Origin of the sequence: Aquidulcibacter paucihalophilus (genome assembly GCF_002105465.1) — a bacterium.
In the GTDB taxonomy this organism is placed as follows: domain Bacteria; phylum Pseudomonadota; class Alphaproteobacteria; order Caulobacterales; family Aquidulcibacteraceae; genus Aquidulcibacter; species Aquidulcibacter paucihalophilus.
On record NZ_NCSQ01000165.1, the window covers coordinates 71,781 to 98,486 of the forward strand.

Below are 26,706 nucleotides of genomic sequence, written 5' to 3' on the forward strand. Positions count from 1 at the left end.
TCCTCCAAAATCAAAGTGCTGTCTTACGTGCGCCGCTCTGGGTAAGGCCGACCAAATACATGGCAGCTAAAGCGGTATTGGGGATAATGTTGAGAGCAAAGCCCGTCGCAATCGAGCAGACACCGTCAATCACATACCAAATGATCAAACCCGACGTGATGGCATCCCAAAGGGGTCGGCCTGGCGCACCAAGTTTGAATGCAACCTGCATCACCCCAAAAATCATGACCGCCCAACCAATGGTAATTGCCCCCATCAGACCCAAGCAGAAACGCAGTGCTGACGTAAGTACAATGGTTTCACCGCCGGATAAGATTGCCATTAAACCCGCAATGGGGCCGCTGGAGGGCGCAAAAGCTCCGGCGCTGAGCAGTGCCCCGAACAAGACCAAAGACAGACAGAATACCCCAAAATACGCGCGCCAAAATGCTGACATGTGAACTTCTCCTCTTTGGTAATTGTGTATCTTGCATGCCTGTAACGCGCAGACTGGCGGCTAAACTGCAGGTCGGCAATTACCTCCAGCGTTATTGAACCGACACTGTGGCCGTGTCAGTCTGGATGTATCAATGGGGGCAACCTATGACGATTTCGGTTCAGACAAATTATGTCGATGGCGATGGTGGCTTTGCCAAATTATTGCGAGACTGGCGGCAAAAGCGCCGTTTATCGCAATTGGACCTTGCTTTGATGTCGGGTGTCTCGCAGCGTCACGTCAGTTTTTTGGAATCTCGACGTGCCAATCCCAGTCGCAACATGATCTTGCAGCTGAGTGAAACTCTGGAAGTGCCCTTGCGCGAGCGCAATGCGTGGCTGACCGCAGCTGGATATGCACCGATCTTCAAAACGCGTGCCTTGGATGACCCTCAAATGGGGCAAGTGATGTCAGCTATCCGAATGATGCTGACAGCGCATGAACCGTTTCCGGCTCTTGCCTTGGACCGGGGTTGGAATGTCCGCCTGTCAAATCGATCGTTTGATCAATTGGGCGTCATGCTAGGGGCGGATATTTGGAGCCGCGTTGGTGGCGAGGGTCGCAATCTTATGCGACTTTTTTTTCATCCTAACGGAATCCGGCCTTATGTGACCAATTGGTCGGCCGTTGGCCCCTTGATGTGGCAGCGCGCACAGCGCGAGGCAGAAGCCTTGGCAGGTCGTGAGATGAAGGCAGTTTTGGATGAGCTTGCCCCCTATCAGGATCCTCATGTCCTTTGGTCGGCGGCTGATGCTTCGCTGGTGCCGGTGATCCCGTTTAACATGGATATTCGAGGTTTGAAGATCTCCATGTTTGCCGTTGTGGCGACGTTTGGCACGGCTCAAGACATTACAGCTGATGAATTGCGCCTTGAAACGCTATTTCCTGCCGACCCCGAAACCGAAGCGATGTTTCGCGCGACAGCCCAAGCAAACAGCCAATAACCAGTGACGTAATTGCAACGGACTTCAATCATTGGGAAGTTCAGGGTCTAAGTCATCAGGAGTGCATCATGACCGATAGAGGCCACCAATCGATTGAAGTTGTCCGCAGCTTTTTAAAGGCCATGGAGCCATTGGATTATGACACCGCTTTGGCTTTTGTTGCGCCAAGCTGCGTTTATATCAACCCGCCACCGATTGGTGAGGTGATGGGTCCTCAAGGCATTCGCGCCGTTCTCAAGCCCTTCTTCTCGCCAACCTTGGAAAATGAGTTCAAGATCTTGCGGGAATCTGCCAGTGGCGGAATTGTCTTTCTGGAACGCCTTGATCGTCACCGCCTCAAGGATAAATGGGTCGAACTGCCTGTTACTGGTGTCTTCGAAGTCAAAGACGGGCTCATTACCTATTGGCGAGACTATTTTGATGCGGCTACCATTCTAACCCAATGGCCGACCGGGTGAATCGGGTCGTGAACCATGCGTCACACAAATTCTGGTTGAAGGTGATGGCCATTATTGTTGGCTCTTTCGGTCCGGTTTTCTTTTTGGGAACAATGGCAGCAACCTCAGAACCTGCTCGTTGGACATTGGACTTGCTGAGTTGGCCGTTGGATGGGGCGACCACTTACGCCTCGCCCGACACGCGCTTCCTATCGGCCCTGACAGGTGGTTTTTTGGCAGGCTGGGGCGTGATGATCTGGTGCTTATCCGTTTGGGTCTATGATCACGCACCAGAGGCCGTTAGGCGGACTGCGTTGGCCGGTATCTTGACCTGGTTTTGTCTTGATAGTGCCGGATCCATTGCCTCGGGGAATGCATCCAATGCTGTCATTAACATCCTGGTTTTGTTGATGGCTGTTGGGCCTTTATGGTGGCCAGTCCGGGAACCGACCACCCAACGCACTTAGAGCTTCTCGGCAACGGTAGATTTCACGAGTAATGCTTCAATCTCGTCTGCACTAAAGCCCGCTTCCGCCAGAACAGCGCGTGCATCTTTGCCTGGGGTCGGGACGGACCGCTTGGATGCTTCTGGGATTCCTGGAAAGCGAATAGGACCAGAAGGGGAGGCTTTTGATCCACCTGTCCCATCGTCAATTTGGGTTATACCGCCAGCGGCAAGGAATTGCGGGTCGGCCACAGTTTCGGCTGGGCTTTGCACAGGGGCCCATACAAGATCATGTGCATCCAGCCGTGTTGCGATATTGGAGAAGTCTCGGGAGGCAAAGGCTTCGTCCATCAAGGTAACAAGGGTCGCCCCGTTTTCGCGCCGTGCTTTAGATGTTGCAAAGCGGGGATCATTCTGAAGTGCTTCCAAACTGAGGGCTTGGCAGAAGAGCGGCCAGTCCGCCGTTCCTTGGCGGGGCAAGAGGGTCAACCAGCGTCCGTCGCGGCATTGAAAGAAATTGGCGAGCGGATTGACGGCTTCGTGGCGTGGTCGGGTCGAGGCCAAACGTCCAAAACGCATTTGGATCGACATGTCCGATCCCAAAGTATAGGTCCCGGCCCGCAGAAGCGAGGCGTCGACATGCTGGCCTTTGCCAGAGGTTTGCCGGCCGTGGAGGGCCGCGAGAATGCCAGCAACGGTTGAGAGTGAGCAAATGTGGTCGCCGACGCCGGTTCGAATAGGAAATGGCTCAACGCCCTTAGGGGCAGTCAAGCGCGCCCAGCCAGAGCGCGACCAGAAAGCAGCTACGTCAAATCCTGCGCGGTCAACGTCGGGGCCTTCAAGCCCATAGCCGGTGACATTGGCATAGATGAGGCGGGGGTTAACGAGAGACAAAGCTGCATAATCCAAGCCTGCGCGCGTCAATCCACCGGGGCGGACATTGGTGATGAAGACATCTGCATCTTTGACTAATTTACGGACAATGTCTCGGCCCTCATCTTGCCCGGTATCAATAATAATGGAGCGCTTACCGCGATTATCGAGATCAAAAACGGGGTTTTCGGCAATATCTGACCCAATTGTATCAAAAAAACGGCGGATAGGATCACCACCGGGTGGCTCAATCTTGATCACATCTGCCCCCCAGTCAGCCATTAAGCCACCGGCACCGGGTGCTGCGATATATGTGGCATATTCGATGACTTTGAGTCCTTTGAGCAGCATAATTTCCCCCCTGAAGTTTTTGATTTTGCGATTGTCATTTTGGTCTCAGCCTGCACCACAACAGCCCAAGTATTTACCTGTGTAAAGACGCCATTAACCCTAACAGAGCACCTTAGCTGTGTTGCGAATCACGGCAAATGTGGTTCTGGGAGCGATGTGTCATGGGCGTTTCAACGCTACGCGTAAATCTGAGTGAAGCAGACATTCGGGCTTTGATCAAAGGCGATACGGATGAAGACCGTGCTTTGGCATGTTATCGGCTGTGTCGGCGGATTGATACGGTCACATTGACAGATGAAGAACGTCAGTATGCCGAGCAGATTTTGCAGATTGTCGTCGCCGGTGCAGCAGAGCGCGTCCGACGGGCTTTGGCAGTAACTCTGAAAGCATCTCCAAATCTCCCCCCAGAGATTGCGGCAAAACTGGCACGCGATATCGATTCGATCGCGATACCTTTGCTTGAAAGCTCGCCCGTCCTAAGTGATGAGGATCTGGTGGAAATTTTGGAATCTGCCGAGCCTGCACGCCAATATGCGATTGCCCGCCGCGAGACATTGTCCGAAACAGTGACAACCGCACTCTGCACCCATGGTATTGATGGCGCCATTATCGAAGCTTTGCATAATGAAGGGGCAAGTTTCAATGAAGTGGGCATGTCCCGCGCACTGGATCGGTTCCCCACCGTTCGCGCCCTACAGGAAGCTATGGTTGAGCGTCCTATTCTGCCGGTTCTGATTTCTGAAAAATTGGCTGCACGCCTGACGGGCGAATTGTTCGATCGCTTGGTCGAAAAGCATGCCATGCCGCCACAAATGGCGATTGATCTCGCCACCAACACGCGCGAACGTGCTGGCATTGATTTGATCGCGCAAGCAGGTCTGCAGGCTGACATGAAGCGCTATGTCCAGCAACTGCATCTCAATGGGCGTCTGACCCCCAGTTTTGTCTTGCGGGCTCTGTGCCAAGGTGAAGTGCGCTTGGTAGAATATGCGTTTGCGGAGCTCGCAGGCATTGCGCACAATAAGGCGTGGCTTCTGGTCCATGATGGCGGCACCATGGGGTTACGCGCGATTTTTGAGCGGGCCAATATGCCCCCAAGTCTTTACCCGGCATTCCGTGCTGCCATCGAAGTTCTCCATGAAACAGAGTTTGATGGGACAGCGGATGATCGCACAAGATTCCGCAAACGGATGATCGAACGTGTCCTAACACGCTTCCAATCGATCCCGGATGAGGACCTAAATTATCTTCTCGAAAAGCTCGACTTTGTCCGCGAAGAAGCGGAAGAAAAGCGGGTTGCTGTCGGTTAGGCAGCCTCAGACTTAGACGGCTCGGGCTCAGTTACATCTTCCAAACTGAAGAGTTGTAGCGGGTGGTGCAACGTGACCTCCAAGGTCCTCGTGTCGACTATTTCTGGACACAGGTCTACGCTTTTGCCTTCTGATTCAAGTTCCAAGTCTGGGCCGCAAGATTCTTCGCTGTCGTTCAAACTTGCAGGCTGTTCCAATAGCATTTCTGAGGCGGCCTGAAAGCTGAGCGGGGGCGCGATAAAGTGGCCCTGAAGACGTGTAAAGCCGATGTGATAGCATTGGCGAATGGCCTTTCCGGACTCCGCCCCTACGGCGACAACCGGCATCCCTGCCGCTTGAGCCGCTTGAATCCGTCGCATAAAGGCACTTGCCCCCACCGAGTGAAGCCGACTCGCGACCGCTAACATGGTGGTGCCACCACATTTTAGCTGGCAGAACAATGCCCGAGCGCGCTTGTCGAGGGCCAGACTTGGGGGGCCTTTGGCATCCAGTGCCACTCTAAACCCATATCCTGCTAGAATTTCGAGGCATGCCAAGCCGTCAGTTCCGGCGCATACCAATTCTTCTTCATCGATTTCTAAAATCATCCACTCGGGTCGTGCGCCCTCACTGGCAACACAAGCATACAAGTCTTTACCAAAAGTGGGGTCCACCACGTCGGTGATCCCGACATTAATCGCAATATCAATCTTGTAGCCATGATTACGCCACGTGTGGACGGCGCGAGCGGCTTGTGCACCCAAAGTGCGACTGATGACCCCCATCAGCCCTTCTTTTGCTGCAAGACTAAAGAACAAGCCTGGTGACACTTGACCCAGTTTGGGGTGGTGCCAGCGCGCGACGCCTTCAAAGGCAACAATCGCCTTTGTTGCTAAATCAACTTGCGGCTGAAAGGCCAATTGAATTTCACCTGCAGCGAGGCTTTGAAGCAATTCGACACGCGCTAAAGAAACAACCTGTGTCACCATTGTTTCGAACTTAATCCTTTTGCGTGTTGGGCTCGAGGACACCTCCATAACAAGCAGGCCTTAAGCACCACTCAGGTCAGTCTCGACAATTTTAGTGGTATTCAGCACGAAAAAACCCGGCCAATCGGCCGGGCTTCAATATTTCTAGGCTTAGGTGCCGCTTATTGAGAGGCAGCGTAGCGATTCACTTGTGTCTGCAACTCAACCAACAGAGCTTTGCCAATTGGATGGTCGCTATCTTTGATGTTTTGCTTGACCGCAGCAATAATAGCACCCACATGGGCATCAAGTATCTGACGAGGGGCTTTGGCGCGGCCCTCAGGACTGTCAATCAATTTGCACAAAGACGCAGCAAATTGCGAGACAATTGGAAAGCCATAGGTGGAGCCCAAGCCCTTTAAATCGTGCGCGCGACGGTAAAATTCTTCAAGCTCATGTTCGCCAGAACCGGCTCTATTGACCACCGCATAAGCGGCCTCCAGCTTGGTGAGCTCGTCATTTAGCCAACCGGCAAATTGGTCGGACATAGAGGCAAGGGCGGCTTCAGCCCGCGCAATCGCCGCGGCGTCAAACCCGCCAAGTCGATTACCTAGTTTCGCCTTTAGGCGATTGGGCGGCGAGATAAATTCAACTTGGTCATCTTGACTTGACATCGGATACTCCAATCAAGACCAAATGTTATCAAATTGCGTTTAATAGATTATGAAAGACGCTTAATTGATGTGATGAAACTGCCTCAATCTCTGTGGTGCCTACGCGTCGGTTATACGAAATAATTGAATTATTGCGCAAATTGTTCGGCCAACATCCGCTCGTCCAAGGACCTGTCGGGGTCAAACAACATGACCATGCTGCGCGAGCGATCCTCGCGAATGCTCACGCTCGCGACATTGCGAACTTCTTGGCTATCCGCCGAGGCGGCCACCGGGCGTAGGTCAGCGTCAAGGACCTCAAAGCGGACATGCGATTCGCGACGAAGGAGGGCCCCCCGCCACCGACGAGGTCTAAATACACTGATGGGCGTTAGCGCCAAAAGCCCACATCCTAAGGGCAAAATGGGCCCGTGCGCCGATAAATTATAGGCTGTGCTACCTGCCGGGGTCGCCACCAATACGCCGTCGCAAATGATTTCGTTCAACCGCTCTGCCTCATCTACCACGATCCGCAGGCGAGCCGTTTGGTGGGTCTGGCGCAGGAGCGACACTTCATTGATGGCAACATGGTCGTGCACTTGCCCATCCACTTGCACGGTGGACATGCGCAGCGGGTGGATCACAGAAGCCTTTGCGGCAGCGATCCGGTCAGGCAGATCACCCTCGCGATAATCGTTCATCAAAAAACCAATGGTGCCTTGATTGAGGCCAAACACGGGAATGCCGTCATCCATGTGACGTCGAAGGGTTTCAAGCATCAAGCCATCGCCACCCAGGGCCACAATGACATCGGCATCGCTTTCTTTAACCGAGCCATACAGGTGGCGCATCCGCGTCATGGCCTCACGCGCCTCTGGGCGCGCACTGGCAACAAAGGCAATACGTTCAAGGCGTCTGCGCGAAGAGGTCATGCACTCGATCCAACCAAAGTCTAAAGACCGCCTGACCCCACCAAGGGAGTCGACCTTTGTTCTTTATTAGTTGGTCATGCCTTTTGCAAAGGCAGTCCGTGCGGCACCAGGGGAACAACGCATCCAAACAAGCGCTACGGTGCGATCATCACCAATTGTCCAGGGGATGGAACGTGTTTCAAGCGTCTCGTAAATCGTTCTAACAATGGATGAGTCAAAATTGGCTGCCCGCGCTGCCAATGCAATACTCTCGGTCTCTGCGCTAATCAGTTTTCGGCTAACACCTGCAACGGGCAGCTCGAGAATTTGTGCAATTCCCCGAATAAACTGCTCTCTTTCCCCTCGCATCAGGGCTGCAACTAGGAAGCCCGGTGTGGGCTTCACATCCATGTTGCGCGCAGTTTTCCTTACCGTTTCGACCACACGCTCGGGCATCGGATGGTGGAATAGGCCTTTTGTCATGGTGGCGGCGACATTAGCCGCCGTATCCGCGACGATGCTAACAAGACGACTTGCAATCCGAGGCGATACACGGGCGGTGATGGCATCTCGTGCTTCTGCACCGGCGATGGCAAAGGCGGCAGCAACTAGGCTCGGGGGTAAATCATGCCTTGTGATGAGAGCGTTTAGCGACTCTGGCGTATCAGACAGCACATTCATGGCTCGCTCAAAGTCTTTCGGTGCGATACGCGCCGTGACATTGGCGGCAAGGGTACTCAAGATTTTCTTATCTTCGGTCTCAATGAGACTTTCTGAGACAATCTCTCCAATGCACGAACGCTCCGCGATCGTGGCGCGATGATCGAACCCGCAGGCCTTAACCACCTCGACAAGGATGTCGTCATTGAGGATGGGGCAAAACGCAAGGATGGGCTGGGCAATATCAAATGAATCTAAGGCAAGTTCACGGACCAGTTCGATCGGTGCCCAATCAGCCATGGCAAGTGTCGCTGAGAGCTTTAGTCTGACCTCTTGGCGGGCAAAATTGTAAAGCTTGACAAGGATATCGGAGAAAAGCGTGCGCTCCATAAGGCTTGCTTCCGTGCCCGTATCCAGAAATTGTGCTGCCGTGGCGGCTACCAATGCCTCGCGTGCCTCTCGCGAACTGTTTTCTGCGAGCGTAATCAGCGGATGGTTGGTGTTATTTGTCGACATTGCGTTATGATCGGTAGGGTGGGTGTGGTTACCAGAATGTAAACGACCTTCTTAAAAATGCAGAGTTTCTGCAGGTAACTTGACCGGTTTCAAAATAGCTGAGAGAGTTTGTGTCCAGTAGCGGAGGAAATGTCAGATGAACGCTCATATCCAGAATTCAGGCTCCGGAAGTGGGACAGCTCTGCCAGCGGGCGCAGCACCGGCTTTGACTGGTATGATGGCAAGCGCTGCTCCGATTTATGGCGACAAGGTCGACGATATGGAGTGGCGGGCGCGTGTCGATTGTGCCGCACTTTATCGTCTCATTGCGTTGTATGGTTGGGACGATATGATCTTCACGCATATATCGCTGCGCCTACCTGGGCCCGACCATCACTTTTTGATCAACCCTTATGGGTTTATGTTTGATGAGATTACCGCTTCGTCCTTGGTGAAGGTTGATCTGAACGGCAATGTCATTGAGCCAACACCCTACTTCATCAACCCCGCGGGCTTTACGATCCACTCCGCCATTCATGCCGCGCGCGAAGACGCCATGTGTGTGATTCATTGCCATAGTGATGCGGGAGTCGCTGTGAGTGCGCAAAAAGGCGGGCTATTGCCGATTTCCCAAACCGCCATGGCTTGCACTGCTGATCTTGCTTATCATGATTATGAGGGTGTTGCGCTCGACCTTGATGAACGCGAGCGTTTGGTAGCCGACATCGGTGACAAGAATTTCATGCTGCTACGCAATCACGGCACATTGACGGTTGGAGAGTCCGCCGCTTCGGCCTTTATGCGAATGTTTTATCTCGAACGCGCTTGCAAGATGCAGGTCCTCGCCCAAGCTGGTGGTGAGCTTTTGACCTGTGATGAGGCGATGGAGGAGCGGGTGGGCCAGCAAGTCAAACCTGCATTCACTCAGGCGCTTGGCGGAATGTTGGCGTGGCCGGGCCTGTTACGGAAGGTGGCACGCCAATCTCCCGGGTTCAACACATAGGCTTTTACCAGCTTGCGGTGTGGCTAGCTTGGCTGTGCGGCGGGATTATTCCCGCCCCCGCGGTTGCAGGGGCCTGGGTCCCGTCACCCCAACAAGGGCTTTTGATTGCAAATCTGGTCGACGTCAGTTCCGAGCTAACGCCATCTGGTGCTTCGTTTGAGCTGTATGGCGAATATGGCCTGACCCGTGGTTGGGCACTTGTTGCATCGCCTTCTTGGAGTCAAGCTGTTCAATCCCCTTCGACGGATTGGGTACTGGATGAGATTCAAATTGCTGCGCGCCGTCAGCTCTACCTCGGCCAAACCTTAGCAATTTCTGCTCAAATAGGTGGCTTTTCGGTTCCAAGCACGGGTGATGAAAATGGTCGGTCCTATGGGCTGGAGACCAGGTTTGCGATTGGCAAAAGTCTGGGCGAGCGCGCTTGGGCTAATTTTGAGGCGGCATCGCGATCCTGTGGCCAAGGTGGTGTTGGCACTCGATTTGACGCCACTTTGGGCCTAAAAATGGACAAAGAACAAAAGGCTATTGTAAAAGTATTTGGGGATGGCAACGGCTGTACCAAGGCAATTGTTCGGGCGCAGATTGGCTATGTTCGTCCGATAACTCAGAATTTGGCCGTTGAGTTAGGGTGGCGGCAGCGCCTAGACCAAGGTGAAGTCACTGCTGATCGTGGCTTTGTTGTCGGGCTATGGCAGAAGTTTTGACTGGAAACGTGCGATCCTCGCACTAATTCGTGTTGTTGGTGCTTGAGTAAAGCACCCGCTGATCGCGAAGTGTTCATGTTGCCGACAAGCCGATAAAAGTGCAGGGAATTATAATGACAAGGCGCTTAGCTGCGCGCTAAGCTTCGCGAGCTTTAGCCAAAAAGTCAGAGAAAAGCCTGTCTCGGAGATTTTTGTTTTGCCTGAGTTTCTAAGACGTCACTTTTTCTTTGCGCTAGCAGGGGCGGCGTTTGTCGCCATGTTCGCATTCGTCTTGCTGAAAGAAGTGGGTCTGTTCGGTAAGCCGGGCGCAGGCGGACCAGCGGGTGCTTCCGCCGGGCAAGGCAAAGGAAACGCAAGCAAAGGTGGAGCACGGCCTGCAACCGTTGCCTTGGCGAAAGCAGAGGTACGTACCTTTTCTGATCGGGTCGAAGTGCCTGGCACTGCACTCGCCAACGAATCCATCACCGTCACATCCAAAGTCCAAGATGTGGTGGACGAGGTCCGATTTGAGAGTGGCCAGACCGTTGAACGTGGGGCGGTCTTGATCGTTTTGGCGCGAACAGAGCAATCTGCTGACCTTGGTGGGGCACGCAATGATGTCGCTGCTGCGTTTGACGATGCGGACGGTGTTTATCAAGAGGCCGCCGCGGCCCGAGCCGAAGCCGATGCAGCTTATAATGAAATCAATGCCGTAAGCCGTGATCTTGAAGCCGCACGGGCAGGGATTGTTGAAGCTGAAGCTGTTCGAAGCGAAGCCAAGTTGAATTTTGATCGCGTAACCGCGCTGGCTGAGCGCGGCTTTGCTTCCAAAGCGCGTCTCGATTCGGCGCGTGCACAATTGCAGTCCGCGGAGTCCCGTTTGCAGGTTGCAAAAGAGCGCGCAGAGGGGGCTTCCCAACGGATTGAAACCCAAAAGGCGCGCGCCAATGCCCTAACCCGGCGCGCCCAGAGCGTCGATCAACGCGCACAATCATCGCGAGCACGCGCTCAAAGCGTTGCACAACGGACCAATTCCGTCCAGTCGCGCCTCTCAGATCGGATCATTCGAGCACCATTTTCAGGCCGAATTGGTCTGCGCAATGTTAGTCCTGGCCAGTTGGCTAGGCCCGGCGATGTATTGGCCACCCTTGATGATATTTCGCAGATCAAAGTAGATTTTGACGTTCCCGAAACTCGGCTGGGTTCTCTTCAGGTAGGAACAGAGGTCGCTATTCGCTCCACCGCTATCCCTGGCCAGCTGTATAAGGCAACTGTTCGGTTTGTTGATACGCGCATTGACCCGCGTTCTCGTACCATTCGTGCCCGCGCCTATATTCCAAACAATGACGGGCGCTTGCGGCCGGGCATGTTGATGAGCGTTGATTTGATGACCCCAGACCGTCGCATGCCAGCCGTTCCAGAAGTCGCGCTTTTGGAAGAAGGTAACTCGAGTTTTGTGTTTATCGCACACAGCGATGGTAAAGAAGGACAAAAAGCTAAGCGTGTGCCGGTTGGCATAGGCATGCGTCGAGACGGCTTTGCAGAGATCGTCAGCGGGCTGCCAGTCGGCGCGATGGTAATCACTGAAGGCCTTGTTGGTCTGCGGGATGGCCAGCCCATCAAACCCGTCAGCGCTGCACCGGGCCCCAAAAGCGCTGATGCTAAAGCAGCCCCTGCGGCAGCAAAAACCGATGGGCGTGGCGGCTGATGTTTCTTGCTGACGTCTCCGTCAAACGCCCGGTTCTGGCCACTGTTGCCAGCCTTCTCCTCATTGCATTTGGCTTAATCGCGTTTCGCACCCTACCGCTGCGAGAGCTGCCAGCTGTTGATCCTCCGATAGTCTCAATCACAACGCAATATCGCGGGGCTTCGTCAGATATTGTCGAGACGCGTATAACCCAGATCATCGAGGATCAGTTGACGGGGATTGAAGGTCTTGCGTCGATTCAGGCTTCTAGCCGGGATGGGCGCTCGTCCATTCGGGTTGAGTTTAAGCTATCAAGAAATCTCGACGAAGCAGCAAACGATGTCCGTGCGGCAGTCAGTCGTATCCAGAATCGCCTCCCGCAAGGGGTAGATCCGCCGCAGGTAGAAAAGTCGGACGCCGACTCTGATCCCATCATGTTCCTCAACTTGGCGTCGAGTAACTTGACAACGGCGCAATTGACGAGTTTTGCGGAACGAACTTTGGTCGATCGGTTGAGTGCGATTGACGGCGTAGCAACGGTTCGGGTCTTTGGTGGCTTGCGCCAATCGATGCGTGTTTGGCTAGATACCGAGGCCTTAGCTGCACGCGGACTCACCCCTGATGATGTGGACGCAGCACTTCGCGCCCAAAATGTTGAATTGCCGGCTGGCACAATTGAAGGCCAAGAGCGCGATTATACGATGCGGATTGCGCGCGGATATCGGACCGCAGAAGAATTCCGCCGTATGCCTATTGGGCGCAGCGGCGATGGCAGAGTGACCCGCCTTGAAGATGTGGCCCGCGTGGCCGTTGAGCCTGAAGATGACAGACGGATTTTCCGCGGCAATGGGGTCAATCAGGTGGGCCTGGGCATCGTGCGGCAATCAAATGCAAATGCACTAGAAGTTGCCAAAGCCGTTCGAGCACAAAATGATGTCATCGCCAAGACCCTGCCCAAAGGCACAACGATTGTGGTTGCTTTTGACTCAACAGTTTTCATTGAGCGAGCCATTTCGGGTGTTTGGACGACGATGGGTGAAGCCATCGTACTGGTTATCCTCGTAATCTTCTTGTTTCTTGGCTCTTTTCGCGCGGCCCTTTTGCCGGCTGCAACCATACCGGTGTGTTTGATCGCGACTTTTGGCGTTTTGGGCGTTTTCGGCTTTTCCATAAATCTGATCACGCTCTTGGCGCTGGTTCTTGCTATTGGCTTGGTAGTTGATGATTCCATTGTCGTTTTGGAAAATATTCAGCGCCGAATAGACCAGGGTGAACCCGCTCTTATCGCCTCGCAACGCGGGACAAACCAAGTGGCATTTGCGGTTATCGCGACAACCGCCGTGCTGGTCTCTGTCTTTACGCCGCTCTTGTTCACTGGCGGCTTTGTTGGGCGACTATTCGTCGAGCTCGCCGTTACAATTGCCTCTGCGGTAACCATTTCGGCCTTTGTTGCCCTTACTCTGACACCGATGATGGGCTCGCTCCTGCTGCGTCCGGCTGACAAGACCAATAAGCTCTCAGCCTTTATCGACAAGTCATTTGATGCGGTCCGTGCCTCCTATGCAACGTCGGTCCAAGCAAGTTTAAAGGCCCCGAAAACGGCCTTTGCAGTGATGGGTGTGGCCATTCTGGCGGCGGGCTTTTTCGCAACCAAACTCCCCAGCGAACTCATTCCGCTAGAAGATCGCGGCAATATCACGGTACAGTTCAGTGGGCCGGAAGGGGCGGGCTTTGCCTATACCCGTCAAATTGTGGCCAAGATCGAGCCTGTTCTGGCCGAATATGTTAAGAGTGGTGAGGCAACCCGTACCCTTGTGATCGCCCCGAACTTTCAAGACCAAGGCACCAACCGGATGAATCGTGGCCTCAGCCGGATCTTTTTGGCCGAATGGGGCACCCGTCGGGACGGTAATGAGATTGTAGACGAGCTAAATCGAAAGCTTGCTGGCATTCCGGGGGCCCAGTTTCGGGCGTCGATGCAGAATGCATTCTCTGGAGGTCGCGGTGGCGGCGGCAATGATGGTGTGTCAATTGTTCTGGGTGGCAGTGACTATCAACAATTAGCCGCTGTCGCCGAAAAGATCGTGGCTAAGGGGAGGTCCAACGAAGGATTTGCTCGCATTCGCATGAATTATGAGCCGATCTCGCCCAAGATTGAGATTGTCATTGACCGCGAACGGGCGGCTGCGCTCGGTGTTTCGGTGCAATCCATTGGCAGGACGTTGGAAGCGACGACTGGCTTGCGCCGGGTGGGTACTTACCCCGCCGAGGGCGAGGAATATGACGTAATTCTGCAGGTTGATCGGCGCGAGCGTCAAAGTGTTGAAGCCTTGGGCCGTATCTATGTGCGCTCAGACCGGACAGGCGAACTCGTGCCACTATCTAATCTGGTCACAACGAAAAATCTGGGCGGCACCGATGATTTGCCGCGCGTCAATAAATTGCGCGCGGTCACTGTGACGGCCAATTTGAATAAGGGCTATTCAATTGGCGAAGCGGTGAAATGGTTGGAAGAAGCTGCAGCGGCGGAAATGAAGCCCGACATGAAGATTGATTACACCGGCCAGTCACAACAATTTAAGGAGGCAGGCTCGGCAATTGGGTTTGCATTTGCTTTGGCCATCCTCATCGTGTTTTTGACTTTGGCAGCGCAGTTTGAAAGCTTCGTCCATCCTTTGACGATCATGATCACCGTACCCTTGGCCATCGCGGGGGGGCTATTTGGGCTTTATGCGGCGGGCTTTAGCCTTAATATTTATTCCCAAATTGGCTTGATTATTCTGGTTGCCCTAGCGGCGAAGAATGGCATCTTGATTGTGGAGTTTGCCAATCAATTGCGCGACGAGGGGCGCGCAGTCCGCGACGCGATTGCTGAAGCAGCCGATCTTCGTCTGCGCCCCATTCTGATGACGTCTGTGGCGACCGTTGCTGGGGCCTTGCCCTTGGCATTGTCGCATGGGGCAGGCAGTGAGGCACGCGCCAATATTGGGGTTGTTGTGGTGTTTGGCGTTTTGTGCGCAACGGCTCTGACACTTTATGTGGTGCCAGTCGTTTACATGTTGCTGGCACGCTTTACCGGTAGCCCAGAAGCGCGTGCAAAAGCCATTGAAGAATTTGAACGCAATGAAGCTCTGGCACAAGCCGCCCCAGCGGAGTAACAGCTTGGTTATCACTACTGGCAAGTTCTGACGGCTGCCGTTAATGTGTTAGCATGAACGCCATAGCTCCGGTACCCAAGCCCTCCCTTTCCCCGCAAGAACTTCAAGCCCTTGCCACCATCGAAGAACGCCTATTGTGGCTAGCTTCATGGACAATCCATAACGCCAATCATCTGCGTCCAAATCGCGATGGTCTTAAAGTAGGCGGGCACCAAGCCTCCTGTGCGTCCATGACCAGCTTGATGACGGCGCTGTATTTCAAGGCTCTGCGTCCACAGGACCGTGTAGCGGTAAAGCCTCACGCCAGCCCGGTATTTCACGGAGCGCAATATTTGTTTGGCCGACAAACACGGGAACAATTGGAACGATTTCGCGGGTTGGGTGGTGCCCAATCTTATCCGAGCCGAACAAAAGACAAAGATGATGTGGACTTCTCGACTGGCTCTGTTGGTCTAGGGGTAGGCGTCACCGCCTTTGCGGCTTTGGTACAGGATTATCTGGCCGCTCGGGGCCGGGTCCCCGCTGAGTCCATGGGGCGGATGATTGCGCTTTTGGGCGATGCAGAGTTGGATGAGGGCAATATTTATGAAGCCTTGATTGAGGCTTATAAGCATGATTTGCGCAATATTTGGTGGATCGTCGACTATAATCGCCAAAGCTTGGATGCCACAACTTCTGAGCGGATGTGGGATCGGTTTGACGATATCTTCGAAACTGTTGGCTGGGACGTTTTGACCCTCAAATATGGCAAACGCCAGTTGGAAGCCTTTGCAAAGCCCGGCGGACAATCTTTGCAAGCATGGATTGAGTCATGCCCCAACGATCTTTACGCGGCCTTGAGTTATCAAGGTGGGGCCGCTTGGCGCGAACATTTGTTGCAAGATTTGCCCCAGGACGGGCAGGTTCTGATCGCCAGCTACGATGATGCGGCGCTCTCCAATCTGATGACCCAATTAGGCGGTCATTGCCTTGAGACTTTGGTGGAAGCCTTTGACCAAGCCGCTCAGAATGATCGCCCGAAATTGTTCATTGCCTACACGGTAAAAGGTTGGCGGCTTCCCTTTCAGGGTCATAAGGACAATCACTCCGGTCTTATGACCCCAACTCAAATTGATGCCCTACGCCAGTCGCTAGGCATTCCAGAGGGCCAAGAATGGGAGGCGCTGGCGGGGCTCAGTCAGTCCGATGAAGCTGCCGTTCGCGCGTTGATTTCCAAGGCCCCGTTCCAAGCCGACGTGAAGCGCCGCTTTAATCCTGCCCCGGTTGCCATTCCTGAGAAGTTTGAGGTGCCCAGTGGCGACCAACAATCCACCCAAGCCGCGTTTGGAAAAATCCTTGCCGATATTGCTAAGACCGAAAGCGACTTTGCCGCCCGCATCGTGACCACTTCGCCCGACGTGACAGTCTCTACCAATTTAGGTGGCTTCGTGAACCGACGTGGCTTGTTTTCGCGCACCGCAACCAAGGATGTGTTTAAGGACCGCAAGATTGCCAGTCCACAAATCTGGACGGGCTCTGACGCTGGCCAACATATCGAGTTAGGGATTGCGGAGAATAATCTCTTTCTCAATCTGTCCGCGTTCGGGTTAGCTGGGGAGCATTTTGGCGAGCGCCTGTTCCCGATCGGCACACTTTATGACCCATTTATCGCCCGTGGTCTCGATGCGCTGAATTATGCAATCTATCAGAATGCGCGTTTCATGGTAGTATCAACACCGTCGGGGTTGACGCTTGGGCCAGAAGGCGGTGCGCACCAGTCGATCAATACACCGCTGATCGGCATGGGCCAGCCAGGGTTGACGCATTGGGAGCCTGCTTTTGCCGATGAGCTAGCCCTTTTGCTACGCCATAGTTTTGTCGATATGCAAGAAGAGACTGGGGGATGCCACTATTTCCGCTTATCGACCCGTACGCTTGCCCAACCCCAACGCATTGATGCCACTTGGCGAGAAGGGGCTTTGCAGGGGGCCTATTGGTTGATCCCCCCGAGCCCTGGGGCGGAGTTGGCCTTGATCTATTGTGGAGCGCTGGCCCCTGAGGCACTTGCAGGCTTTGAAGCACTGAAGGAGGATTTCCCGGGTGTCGGTGTGCTGGCAGTAACATCGCCTGATCTTTTGCACCGTGGCTGGACAGCCGCGGGGCGCGCGCGTTGGACAGGTGGACCCCGTCTGGCTAGTCACATTGAGCAGTTACTGAGCCCGCTGCATGCGCGCGCTGGCTTGATTACGCTATTGGACGGTTCTCCATCTGCACTGTCTTGGGTGGGTTCTGTGCTTGGGCATCGCGTACGTGCCCTGGGGGTTGAACAATTTGGTCAAACCGGCGACCTCCCAGACCTATATCGGACCTATCGCTTAGATTGCGAAGCCATTTTAGATGCAGCAGCCGATCTGCATTTTTGATATATTACTCTTAGGTAATTCATCCTAATGGGTGAAAACAGGAGATAATCAGGCTTCGTTGGCCCAAGTTCAGCCCGGGGGGGCGATCTGATCTAACAGGCCAGTCAGCTTGCCATCATTGAGGCGATTTAAATCATCGAACCACTGAGATTGACGAAGCAGCGTGGCATACGTCATCAGGGCCGCTCGCAACGCTTCTGGCTTCTTTACATGGGCGCTTCGAACCGCGGCCCAGCCTGCTTCTGCTTGGCCCTTATAGACATAGTCGTTCAAAAACGCTGTCACAGGGGCGAAACTAGCCGCATCGCTTGGATCTAGCTCCGCCGCTTTCATCGCCGCTAAACGAGTTGACGCAGCAAGGTCTAGGGCCTTTGCAATTTCGCCTTTCGAGCCCGCATCAGAAAGTGCACGTGTGCTGTCCAATTCCAATTGCGCCTCTTGGAAAGTCTCAGAGAGCAAGAATGGGGCATGGCTTTCGGCGGTCGTGGCCTTCATCGCGTCGAGAAGGAGGCTAAAGCGCGTGCCGTTCCAGACAACGACGATCGGCGCGAGTGACGCACCGAGTTCAAAGCTCTGCCCATCTAACGTGACATCATCAAAGGCCAGAAATGCTGCGGGAAATGGCTCAGAGCGTCGAAGAGGCACAAAGCGTGAGGCGCTACTACCGCCAAGAGACACTTTGCCGATGGGGTTTCCGCTCGGACCGTCAAAAACAAAGCGTGTCAGGCAACAACGCATACCGCCAGACCATCCATCTATGACGAGGTCTGGATGGCGGGTGCCGGCGGCCTGACGATCTGCCGAGGACAGGTCAAACTGTTGAATTGGCCCGGTTTGATCGAGCTTTAGAGGTGCCAGCTTTCGACTGCCCTTCCAGACGACCAGTGTTTCTTCGGTTTCAGAAATTGGAATCGCATAGACATGGATGTCGCCAATTTGGCCAACTAGACGACCCTCATAATCGGGCTTTGGCATAAGTAGGGCTACCACCACCCCCACGCACCCCAAAACAACACCAACCATCGCCAGTTTTGTCAAAATCGCGTGTAAATGACCTTTATGCCTTGGCTTAACTTGCCCGTCCTGTTGGCTGATGGGGGGAAGATCATCCATTCCGGTCATTGCCCACATCTTCTATCACCAAATGGCGGCAAATGCATGCACGAAGTTTGGACCTGCGCACAGGCGAATGCTAGACTGTTAGTGCAAGGTTGCATCCGAATCGCAATCATTTTGACCAGCAACAGACGGCTTACCCTTTGACCGATACTCCAGAAACAGACGGCGCAGATCCGATTGAACCTAACCGCACAGAGACAGCAATTGTCGATGTGAAGGGCATTACGCCCATCTCTATCGAGAATGAGCTTAAGTCCTCTTATCTGGATTACGCGATGAGTGTGATCGTGGCGCGGGCCCTGCCTGATGCGCGCGATGGTTTGAAGCCTGTGCACCGGCGGATTTTGTACGCCATGGGAGAGGGTGGCTATACCCCCGACAAAAAGCATGTGAAGTCTTCGCGAATCGTCGGCGAGGTAATGGGTAAATATCACCCACATGGTGACAGCGCGATTTACGACGCGATGGTGCGCATGGCGCAGGGTTTCTCCATGAGCCTGCCCTTAATCGACGGGCAGGGGAATTATGGCTCGGTCGATGGCGATCCGCCTGCGGCGATGCGCTACACGGAAAGCAAACTCGCCAAGGTCGCCATGGCGTTGCTAGACGATATTGATGAGTCGACCGTCAATTTCCAGGATAATTATGATGGCTCTGAGAGTGAGCCGGTAGTCCTTCCAGCCAAATATCCAAACCTTTTGGTCAATGGCGCCGGTGGTATTGCTGTCGGCATGGCGACCAATATTCCTCCCCATAATCTGGGTGAGATTTGCGATGCAACTTTGGCAATCTTGGACAATCCAAGCCTATCAGATCAGGACTTGCTCGACATTGTCCCGGGGCCAGACTTTCCAACAGGTGGCGAAATTGTTGGCCGAACCGGTGCCCGCAATGGCCTATTGACCGGGCGCGGCTCTGTCATCATGCGTGGCAAGACGGCGGTTGAGTCTATTCGTGGGGATCGCGAGGCGATCATCATTTCCGAAATTCCTTATCAAGTGAACAAATCGGCAATGATTGAACGCATCGCTGAACTGGTACGCGAGAAACGGGTCGAGGGCATCTCGGGTTTGCGGGATGAGAGTGATCGTCGTGGCATGCGGGTTGTCGTCGAGTTGAAGCGCGATGCTTCGGCGGAAGTCGTGCTCAACCAACTCTATCGCTATTCGCAGCTACAGACGTCATTTGGTGTCAATATGCTGGCGCTGGTGGGCGGGCGGCCCGTACAATTATCGTTGCGTGGCTTGATTGAGACTTTTTTGACCTTCCGCGAAGAAGTCATCGCACGTCGAACCCGCCACCGCCTGAACAAAGCTCGCGAGCGGGGCCACGATTTGGTTGGCTTAGCGATTGCTGTTGCAAACATCGACGAAGTGGTCCGCTTGATCCGTGAATCGCCTGATCCGGCCTCGGCCCGGTTGGCTTTGACCAGCCGTGATTGGCCTGCCCATGATTTGGCACCTATCATTCAGTTGATTGCTGACCCGCGTTCTGTCCTAACAGACGCGGGCACAATCCGGATGAGCGAAGATCAAGCGCGCGCTATTTTGGACCTACGCCTTCAGCGCTTAACCGGCTTAGGTCGTGAGGAATTGTCAAACGAAGTCCGGTCTCTGGCCGCCAAGATCGCTGATTTGCTCGATATCTTGCGTTCCCGAGCCCGGGTTATTGAAATTATTCGCACCGAGCTCACCCACGTCCGCGACACGTATGCGGTGCCGCGCCGCACGGTCTTCATTGAAGCAGATCTCGATCTGGATGATGAAGATTTCATCGAGCGTGAGGACATGGTCGTAACGGTGTCACATGCTGGCTATGTAAAGCGGACTTTGTTGTCGACTTATCGTACGCAAAACCGTGGCGGCCGTGGTCGGTCGGGCATGGAAACGAAGGACGAGGATTTTGTTGTCCGCTTGTTTGCAGCCTCAACCCACGCGCCAATCCTTTTCTTCTCGTCAAAGGGCATCGTGTATCGCGAAAAGGTTTGGCGTCTGCCGCAGGGAGACCCACGCACGAAGGGCCGTTCGATCGCCAATATTTTGCCAATCGAGAAGGATGAGAAAATCACCACAGTAATGCCTCTGCCCGAGGATGAGGACAGTTGGGGTGCTTTGGAATTGATGTTCGCTACCCGCAAAGGCAATGTGCGGCGCAATTCCCTGGCCGATTTCCAACGCGTGGCGCGCGGCGGCAAAATCGCAATGAAATTCGATGACGAGGACGACCAAATCGTCGATGTCGCCATCTGTTCTGATCAAGACGATGTGCTGCTGACAACCCGCTTGGGGCAGTGCATTCGTTTCCAAGCGACGGACGTCCGCGTCTTCAAAGGTCGGGACTCGACTGGGGTACGCGGCATTACATTGGCAGAAGGTGATGAAGTCATTGCCATGTCGATCCTGCGTCATGTTGACGTGACAGCTGAAGAGCGGACAACCTATCTCAAGCAGAGTCGTTCGGTTCAGGGTGAGGAAGTTGATACTTCGATAACCGCGGAGATTGCCGAGGAGGTCAGTGACTCCGAGGCCGGGCCAGTCCAATTGTCACCAGAGCGATATGCTGAACTCTCAGCCCGCGAACAATTTGTCTTGGCGGTTGCCGAGGAAGGCTTAGGCAAGCGGGCATCATCCTATGAATATCGCGTCACCAATCGCGGCGGGAAGGGCATTGTTGCCCATGATCTCTCCCGTCGAGGCGGTCAGTTGGTTGCGGCCTTCCCGGTCGAGGAATCTGATGAAGTCATGATGGTGACGGACGGTGGTCAATTGATTCGCACACGTGTAGATCAGATCCGGCGGGCCGGTCGTTCCACCCAAGGTGTTATGATCATCCGCGTTTCAGAAGGCGAGCGCGTGGTCTCGGTAGAACGTTTGGCCGATATGGGCTCAGATGATGCTGAAGGTCCAGCCGAGGGTACAGAATTCCCACCAGCTGCCCCCAGCAGTTGATCGGACTACCCTACGCCATACGGAGGAGACGTTGATGCGCGTTGGTCTTTATCCTGGTACTTTTGACCCCATTACCTTAGGCCATTTAGACGTGGTTGGTCGGGCCATCAAACTGTTCGACAAATTGGTGATTGGCGTTGCGATCAATCGTGACAAGGGCCCGATGTTTACGCTGGAAGAACGTGTGGCTATGGTCGTCAAAGATACTGAGCAATTCTTGCAATATGGCGAGATTGAAGTTCGCCCTATGGAAGGGCTCCTGATCAGTTTTGCCGAACAAGTCGGCGCATCCTGCATTGTCAGAGGCTTGCGGGCGGTATCCGACTTTGAATATGAGTTTCAAATGGTTGGTATGAACCAGAAGCTCAACCCCAATATCGAAACCGTGTTTTACATGGCTGATGTACAGCACCAGGCGATTGCCTCTCGGCTCGTAAAGGAGATTGCCCGCCTCGGCGGCGATGTCACACCCTTTGTAAGCCCAAACGTTGTGCATGCCCTGAAGGAGAAATTCACGTGAGAAAGCAGATTCTTGCTTTAGGCTGTTTTGGCTTCGCCGTGTTAGGCGGTGCCGTCGTGTATGCTCAATCCAGTGCGCCTGCTTTGCGGGTTGTTCCCATGGGGGAAGCGCCACCAGCCAAAAAAGCTCCGGCAAAGAAGGCACCTGCCCCTGCGCCAAAGGCGTCAGCCACCAAAGCGGCTGCCTCAAAGTCGACCTCTACCCCTGCACCGGCAGCAGCTCGTCCCGCATCACCCGCCGCAGCTAGTGCGGCTAGGCCTGTTGCGGGCAAACCTGCAGCCGCCGTCGCGCAATGGACTACCCCACCGGCTGCGACCGCTTCAGCTGCGAACGCTAAGCCCGTCGCGTCGGCTCCAACAGCCGCAGCAACGAGCAAAGTGGCTTTCCCGCAAGAAGATTGGCGTGTGCTTAATCCAGAGAATGCCTTGATTTATGAGACCACCAAGGGGCGCATTATTGTTGAGTTAGCTCCAGAAATGGCACCCAATCACGTGGCACGGATAAAGACCCTGGCGCGTGAAGGTTTTTACAATGGCTTGTCCTTTCACCGGGTGGTGGCTGATTTTATGGCCCAAGGTGGTGATCCAAAGGGCGATGGTACAGGCGGGTCTGATCAGCCCGACTTGCGAGCTGAGTTTAGCTTCCGGCGCGGTACCAGCACCAACTTTGTTCGCGCTGTGGATCGGGGAGGCGCTACAATAGGCTGGGTAGGGACGATCCCGGTCACATCACAGACCGACTTCCTCATGGAGCGAACCTCAGACAAAAAAGTTGCAGCTTGGGGGAACCATTGCTTGGGTGTTGCTAGCATGGCACGTGGAAGTGATGAGAATTCAGCCAATAGCCAATTCTTTTTGATGCGGGCGGCCTACCCGACCTTGGACCGGCGCTATACGATTTGGGGCCGTGCTGTTGTGGGCACCGATGTTATTCGCGCGCTAAAAGTTGGTGAGCCTGTAGTTGATCCAGATAGAATGATTTCGGTTCGGGTTTTGGCGGATGTGCCTGAGGAAGATCGCCCGACAGTTATGGTTCAACGAACCGATGGACCGAGCTTTCAAGCCAGGCTTAAGGCGACTTTGGAACAACGTGGAGCGGCGTTTTCGAACTGCGATTTGGCCCCCGAAGGCCGGATCGTCCGCTAATCTGCGACGTGACTGCTGCCAACAAATGCCAGCAAGGGCTTTGCCGCGCCCGCTTCTGCGTCTAGGACGCGTTGCGACATGGAGATGATTATGAGCCAAGACCTCGAAAACACCCTTATTCTGGAACTTAGCACAGGCACGGTCACGATTGACTTGCGTCCTGATTTGGCCCCTGGCCACGTGGCACGTATCAAAGAACTGGCGCGGGAAGGCTTTTATGATGGAATCATCTTCCATCGCGTGATTGATGGTTTCATGGCTCAGGGCGGTTGCCCGAATGGCAGCGGCATGGGGGGTTCGAAGAAGCCAGACCTGAAAGCCGAGTTCAATGCGGAGCCGCATGTTGAAGGCGTCTGCTCAATGGCGCGGACTAATGCGCCCCATTCCGCTAACAGCCAATTCTTTATTTGCTTGGATGACGCCACTTTCCTCGATCGCCAATATACGGTTTGGGGAAAAGTTGCCTCGGGTATGGAGGCTGTTCACGCTTTGCCTAAGGGCGAACCACCACGTGCACCGGGCAAGATTATCTCGATGAAAGTCGCAGCAGACGTCGCATGAGCGACCGCACGATTGGCCCAGCGGTTCAGCATCTGCTGGGCCGTTTGGATGCCATCGGCACATGCCTTGAGAGACAAAAAGGCGCATTGGCCCTTTTGGGCTTGGGCTCTGTAGGTTTAGATGTTTGGCGGGCAGATCGCTTTTCCGATCTCGATTTTTTTGTCATTGCCGAGGCAGAAACGGCTGTCTGGCTTCGGGAAGATCTAAGCTGGCTTTCGTCAGTAGAGACCCTAAGCTTCGCTCATCGCAACACGGCTGATGGCTGGAAAGTTCTGTTTTTAGATGGAATATTTGGCGAATTCGCAGTCTTTGCCCCCGAGCAATTACCCAATATTCCATTTCAAGCTGGCCGACTAATCTGGTCGCGTGAAGGTTTTGACGTCAAAACTCTAAAGCCTTCGCGGCAAATAGAACCGATCGATATCACGTGGACCCTATCAGAGGCTTTGACCTGTATCTATGTTGGTCTCTGCCGCTTTCGGCGAGGGGAGGTGCTGGCGTCTCACCGCATGATCCAAGGCCATGCGCTCGACTTAGTCTTGAACCTGATGTGGTCCTCTATTGAAGGCGAGCAGCGGGGTGACCCGTTCAATTCTAGTCGCCGCGCAGAACTGATTTGGCCGGATCGGCGCGCTTGGTTGAGGCAAGTATGCGCAGGCTATGATCAATCAGTTGAAGCGGCTCAAATTCTTTTGACCGAGCTTGATCGATTTGGCCCCTTGCCCAAGCCTTTACTCACCGCAATTGAAGCGCTTCTCGCACCGCCGGATTTGAAAGACGAAGATGCAGCTCTCTGAGTTTGATTTTAACCTGCCCGAAGAATTGATCGCTCTGCGGCCAGCAGCGCCGCGCGATTCGGCGCGCTTGTTGGTTTCCAAACCCAACTATCCAATTGAAGATGCCGTTGTCTCGGCCTTGCCCCATTATCTAAGGGCAGGCGATGTTTTGATTTTCAACGATACGCGCACTCTTGCCGCATCTTTGAAGGCAACGCGCGCACAACGCAGCCGGGTTGGTGGACCTGTATCTGTGGATATCAATCTGCATCAGCGGCTGGATGGTTCGACTTGGAAGGCTTTTGTGCGCCCGGCCAAACGGGTCGGTCTCGGTGATGTCTTGACCATTCACGACTCTTTACAGGCTCATGTTGTCGGGCTTGGTGATGCCGGGGAGGTTACCATGGCTTTTTCGAAAGCCGGCGCGGAGCTTGACCGAGCCATCGCGCAGTTCGGCTCGATGCCCTTGCCGCCTTATATCGCGCGTAAGCGGGCCGTGGATGCCCAAGACGCGCAAGATTATCAGACTGTCTATGCGCGTGCAGACGGATCGGTGGCGACGCCAACAGCTGGTCTTCATTTCACGCCAAGTTTGCTTGAGGCATTAGACCACGCGGGTGTTGAACGGCATTGGGTTACGCTGCATGTGGGCGCAGGTACTTTTCTGCCGGTAAAAGTCGACAATATCCATGACCATGTGATGCATGCGGAGACCTATGAAGTAAGCGCGCAGACGGCGGCGGCTGTCGCGCGGGCCAAGGCGGAGGGGCGGCGGGTCATTGCGGTTGGTACAACCAGTCTGCGGACGTTAGAATCAATTGTCGATCCAGATGGTGAAATCACTTATGGCGGCGGCGATACTTCGATTTTCATTACCCCAGGCTATCGCTTTAAAGTCGTCGACGGCCTTATCACCAATTTCCATTTACCCAAGTCGACGCTTTTGATGCTGGTGGGTGCTTTAATCGGCATGGAGGCTTTACGTGACGTCTATCGCCATGCCATTGACCAGCGCTATCGCTTTTATTCCTACGGCGACGCGAGCCTGCTTTGGAAAGCACCGACGTCATGAGCTTCATCTTCTCGCGCCACGCAACTGATGGCTTAGCACGCACTGGCGTGTTGGAGACGCCAAGGGGCCAGATTCGAACCCCTGCCTTTATGCCTGTTGGTACAGCTGCCACCGTGAAGGCGATGAGTGTGGATCAAGTAAAGTCTACCGGGGCCGACATTGTCTTGGGAAACACTTATCATTTGATGCTGCGCCCGGGGGGCGAGCGCTTGGCTCGCCTAGGTGGTCTGCATCACTTCATGGGGTGGGATAAACCGATCTTGACTGATTCGGGCGGCTTCCAAGTGTGGTCCTTGGCGGGCTTACGCAAGATGAGTGAGGCGGGGGTTGATTTCCGCAGCCATATTGATGGGTCAAAGCATATGCTGACGCCGGAGCGCTCTATCGAATTGCAAGCTGATTTGATCGGTTCTGACATTATCATGCAATTGGATGAGTGCACGACCTTCGGTTCCTCGCATGAAGAGGCTTTGGTCTCCCTCGAGCTATCCGCCCGCTGGGGTGAGAGATCTAAACAAGCTTTTGGTGGAACCCGGCCGAACCAAGCTCTGTTTGGCATTGTGCAAGGGTCAGTCTTTCCAGATCTTCGTGCCCGCTCGGCTGCAGCCCTCAAGTCGATTGGCTTTGATGGGTATGCGATTGGTGGATTGGCTGTCGGCGAGGGACACGAGTTGATGTGCCAAACACTTGATGTGACGGTACCAGAACTGCCGGAAGAAAAGCCGCGCTATTTGATGGGAGTTGGAAAACCAATTGACCTTCTGGAGGCGGTTGCGCGCGGGGTCGATATGTTTGATTGCGTTCTGCCAACTCGAGCTGGCCGGCATGGCCAAGCGTGGACGTGGGACGGACCGATCAATATCAAGAATGCCCGATTTGCTGAAGACAAAGATCCTATCGATCCGACGAGCTCTTGTCCGGCCAGTAGCCAATGGTCAAAAGCTTATTTGCATCATTTGTTCAAAGCCGAAGAGATTTTGGGGCAAACCTTGTTGTCGTGGCACAATGTGGGGTTCTACCAAGATTTAATGGCCTATCTGCGGGCGGCCATCGCGGCAGGTGAATTCAAAACCGCCCGCGCGGCTTTGCGCGAACGTTGGGGTTTTGGAATGGCCGAGGCAACGGTTTAGT

At 54.3% G+C, this 26,706-nt stretch carries 24 protein-coding genes; 16 read left to right on the forward strand and 8 right to left on the reverse strand.

Translation table 11 applies throughout. The annotated features are described in order from the left end of the window. Positions 1-10 precede the first annotated feature (10 nt). The gene (locus B7364_RS13230; protein WP_085340511.1) at positions 11-436 is read right to left on the reverse strand and encodes a hypothetical protein; all 426 of its coding nucleotides are present in this window, start codon (positions 434-436) and stop codon (positions 11-13) included. Positions 437-582: 146 nt separating this feature from the next. Here B7364_RS13230 and B7364_RS13235 point away from each other — a divergent pair, with 146 nt between their 5' ends. From B7364_RS13235 to B7364_RS13245, 3 genes are all read left to right on the forward strand, one after another. After that, a complete protein-coding gene (locus B7364_RS13235; protein WP_198534247.1) occupies positions 583-1,419 on the forward strand; it encodes a helix-turn-helix domain-containing protein in 837 nt (278 codons plus the stop codon). Between the two features lie 68 nt (positions 1,420-1,487). Next, positions 1,488-1,877, forward strand: coding sequence for a limonene-1,2-epoxide hydrolase family protein (locus B7364_RS13240; RefSeq protein WP_085340513.1), 390 nt, complete (start codon positions 1,488-1,490; stop codon positions 1,875-1,877). An 8-nt stretch (positions 1,878-1,885) separates the two neighbouring features. After that, positions 1,886-2,323: a hypothetical protein gene (locus B7364_RS13245; protein ID WP_085340558.1), complete on the forward strand. Its 438-nt coding sequence runs from the start codon at positions 1,886-1,888 to the stop codon at positions 2,321-2,323. On the opposite strand, the gene B7364_RS13250 is transcribed toward B7364_RS13245, so the two are convergent. Then, on the reverse strand, positions 2,320-3,525 hold the full coding sequence (locus B7364_RS13250; protein ID WP_232780911.1) for a CaiB/BaiF CoA transferase family protein: 1,206 nt from the start codon (positions 3,523-3,525) through the stop codon (positions 2,320-2,322). The two genes, B7364_RS13245 and B7364_RS13250, sit on opposite strands and share 4 nt — an antisense overlap. Before the next feature lie 161 nt (positions 3,526-3,686). On the opposite strand from B7364_RS13250, the gene B7364_RS13255 reads away from it, so the two are divergent. Then, positions 3,687-4,835, forward strand: coding sequence for a DUF2336 domain-containing protein (locus tag B7364_RS13255; RefSeq protein ID WP_085340514.1), 1,149 nt, complete (start codon positions 3,687-3,689; stop codon positions 4,833-4,835). On the opposite strand, the gene B7364_RS13260 is transcribed toward B7364_RS13255, so the two are convergent. The 4 genes from B7364_RS13260 to B7364_RS13275 form a co-directional block, all read right to left on the reverse strand. Next, positions 4,832-5,803: an EAL domain-containing protein gene (locus tag B7364_RS13260; protein WP_157893701.1), complete on the reverse strand. Its 972-nt coding sequence runs from the start codon at positions 5,801-5,803 to the stop codon at positions 4,832-4,834. The two genes, B7364_RS13255 and B7364_RS13260, sit on opposite strands and share 4 nt — an antisense overlap. 161 nt (positions 5,804-5,964) lie before the next feature. Then, entirely contained in the window at positions 5,965-6,456 is a 492-nt protein-coding gene (locus tag B7364_RS13265; RefSeq protein WP_085340516.1) for an Hpt domain-containing protein, read from the reverse strand. A 128-nt stretch (positions 6,457-6,584) separates the two neighbouring features. Then, a complete protein-coding gene (locus B7364_RS13270; RefSeq protein WP_085340517.1) occupies positions 6,585-7,367 on the reverse strand; it encodes an NAD kinase in 783 nt (260 codons plus the stop codon). 66 nt (positions 7,368-7,433) lie between these two features. Beyond that, positions 7,434-8,522: a DUF2336 domain-containing protein gene (locus tag B7364_RS13275; RefSeq protein WP_085340518.1), complete on the reverse strand. Its 1,089-nt coding sequence runs from the start codon at positions 8,520-8,522 to the stop codon at positions 7,434-7,436. 214 nt (positions 8,523-8,736) lie between these two features. Here B7364_RS13275 and B7364_RS13280 point away from each other — a divergent pair, with 214 nt between their 5' ends. The 5 genes from B7364_RS13280 (at position 8,737) to B7364_RS13300 (ending at position 17,434) form a co-directional block, all read left to right on the forward strand. Beyond that, positions 8,737-9,504 carry a class II aldolase/adducin family protein gene (locus B7364_RS13280; protein ID WP_085340560.1) on the forward strand — a complete coding sequence of 256 codons (768 nt, stop codon included), beginning with the start codon at positions 8,737-8,739 and terminating at the stop codon, positions 9,502-9,504. After that, entirely contained in the window at positions 9,450-10,208 is a 759-nt protein-coding gene (locus tag B7364_RS13285) for a hypothetical protein (RefSeq protein ID WP_157893702.1), read from the forward strand. The genes B7364_RS13280 and B7364_RS13285 overlap by 55 nt, the downstream gene beginning before the upstream one ends. A gap of 196 nt (positions 10,209-10,404) precedes the next feature. Then, positions 10,405-11,895 carry an efflux RND transporter periplasmic adaptor subunit gene (locus tag B7364_RS13290; RefSeq protein WP_232780912.1) on the forward strand — a complete coding sequence of 497 codons (1,491 nt, stop codon included), beginning with the start codon at positions 10,405-10,407 and terminating at the stop codon, positions 11,893-11,895. Continuing rightward, the gene (locus B7364_RS13295) at positions 11,895-15,032 is read left to right on the forward strand and encodes an efflux RND transporter permease subunit (RefSeq protein WP_085340521.1); all 3,138 of its coding nucleotides are present in this window, start codon (positions 11,895-11,897) and stop codon (positions 15,030-15,032) included. The genes B7364_RS13290 and B7364_RS13295 overlap by 1 nt, the downstream gene beginning before the upstream one ends. 53 nt (positions 15,033-15,085) lie before the next feature. Next, positions 15,086-17,434 carry a transketolase gene (locus B7364_RS13300; RefSeq protein ID WP_085340522.1) on the forward strand — a complete coding sequence of 783 codons (2,349 nt, stop codon included), beginning with the start codon at positions 15,086-15,088 and terminating at the stop codon, positions 17,432-17,434. Positions 17,435-17,503: 69 nt separating this feature from the next. Here the strand turns inward: B7364_RS13300 and B7364_RS13305 are convergent, their stop codons facing one another. After that, entirely contained in the window at positions 17,504-18,556 is a 1,053-nt protein-coding gene (locus B7364_RS13305; RefSeq protein WP_157893703.1) for a hypothetical protein, read from the reverse strand. Between the two features lie 173 nt (positions 18,557-18,729). Here B7364_RS13305 and gyrA point away from each other — a divergent pair, with 173 nt between their 5' ends. Further along, positions 18,730-21,501, forward strand: coding sequence for a DNA gyrase subunit A (gene gyrA, locus B7364_RS13310; RefSeq protein ID WP_085340561.1), 2,772 nt, complete (start codon positions 18,730-18,732; stop codon positions 21,499-21,501). A gap of 34 nt (positions 21,502-21,535) precedes the next feature. After that, positions 21,536-22,021 (forward strand): pantetheine-phosphate adenylyltransferase, encoded by a 486-nt coding sequence (coaD, locus tag B7364_RS13315; protein ID WP_085340524.1) that lies wholly within the window; start codon positions 21,536-21,538, stop codon positions 22,019-22,021. 64 nt (positions 22,022-22,085) lie between these two features. Here coaD and B7364_RS18185 read toward each other — a convergent pair whose 3' ends face one another. Further along, a complete protein-coding gene (locus B7364_RS18185) occupies positions 22,086-22,397 on the reverse strand; it encodes a hypothetical protein (protein WP_106407639.1) in 312 nt (103 codons plus the stop codon). Between the two features lie 28 nt (positions 22,398-22,425). On the opposite strand from B7364_RS18185, the gene B7364_RS13320 reads away from it, so the two are divergent. The 5 genes from B7364_RS13320 to tgt all read left to right on the forward strand — a co-directional run bounded on the left by B7364_RS13320 (position 22,426) and on the right by tgt (position 26,705). Then, positions 22,426-23,166, forward strand: a complete 741-nt coding sequence (locus B7364_RS13320; protein ID WP_232780913.1) for a peptidylprolyl isomerase — start codon at positions 22,426-22,428, stop codon at positions 23,164-23,166. Positions 23,167-23,256: 90 nt separating this feature from the next. Then, on the forward strand, positions 23,257-23,727 hold the full coding sequence (locus B7364_RS13325; protein ID WP_085340563.1) for a peptidylprolyl isomerase: 471 nt from the start codon (positions 23,257-23,259) through the stop codon (positions 23,725-23,727). Next, positions 23,724-24,524 (forward strand): hypothetical protein, encoded by an 801-nt coding sequence (locus B7364_RS13330; protein WP_106407641.1) that lies wholly within the window; start codon positions 23,724-23,726, stop codon positions 24,522-24,524. The genes B7364_RS13325 and B7364_RS13330 overlap by 4 nt, the downstream gene beginning before the upstream one ends. Continuing rightward, positions 24,511-25,575 carry a tRNA preQ1(34) S-adenosylmethionine ribosyltransferase-isomerase QueA gene (gene queA, locus B7364_RS13335; RefSeq protein WP_085340525.1) on the forward strand — a complete coding sequence of 355 codons (1,065 nt, stop codon included), beginning with the start codon at positions 24,511-24,513 and terminating at the stop codon, positions 25,573-25,575. The genes B7364_RS13330 and queA overlap by 14 nt, the downstream gene beginning before the upstream one ends. After that, on the forward strand, positions 25,572-26,705 hold the full coding sequence (tgt, locus tag B7364_RS13340; RefSeq protein WP_085340526.1) for a tRNA guanosine(34) transglycosylase Tgt: 1,134 nt from the start codon (positions 25,572-25,574) through the stop codon (positions 26,703-26,705). The genes queA and tgt overlap by 4 nt, the downstream gene beginning before the upstream one ends. Position 26,706 lies beyond the last annotated feature (1 nt).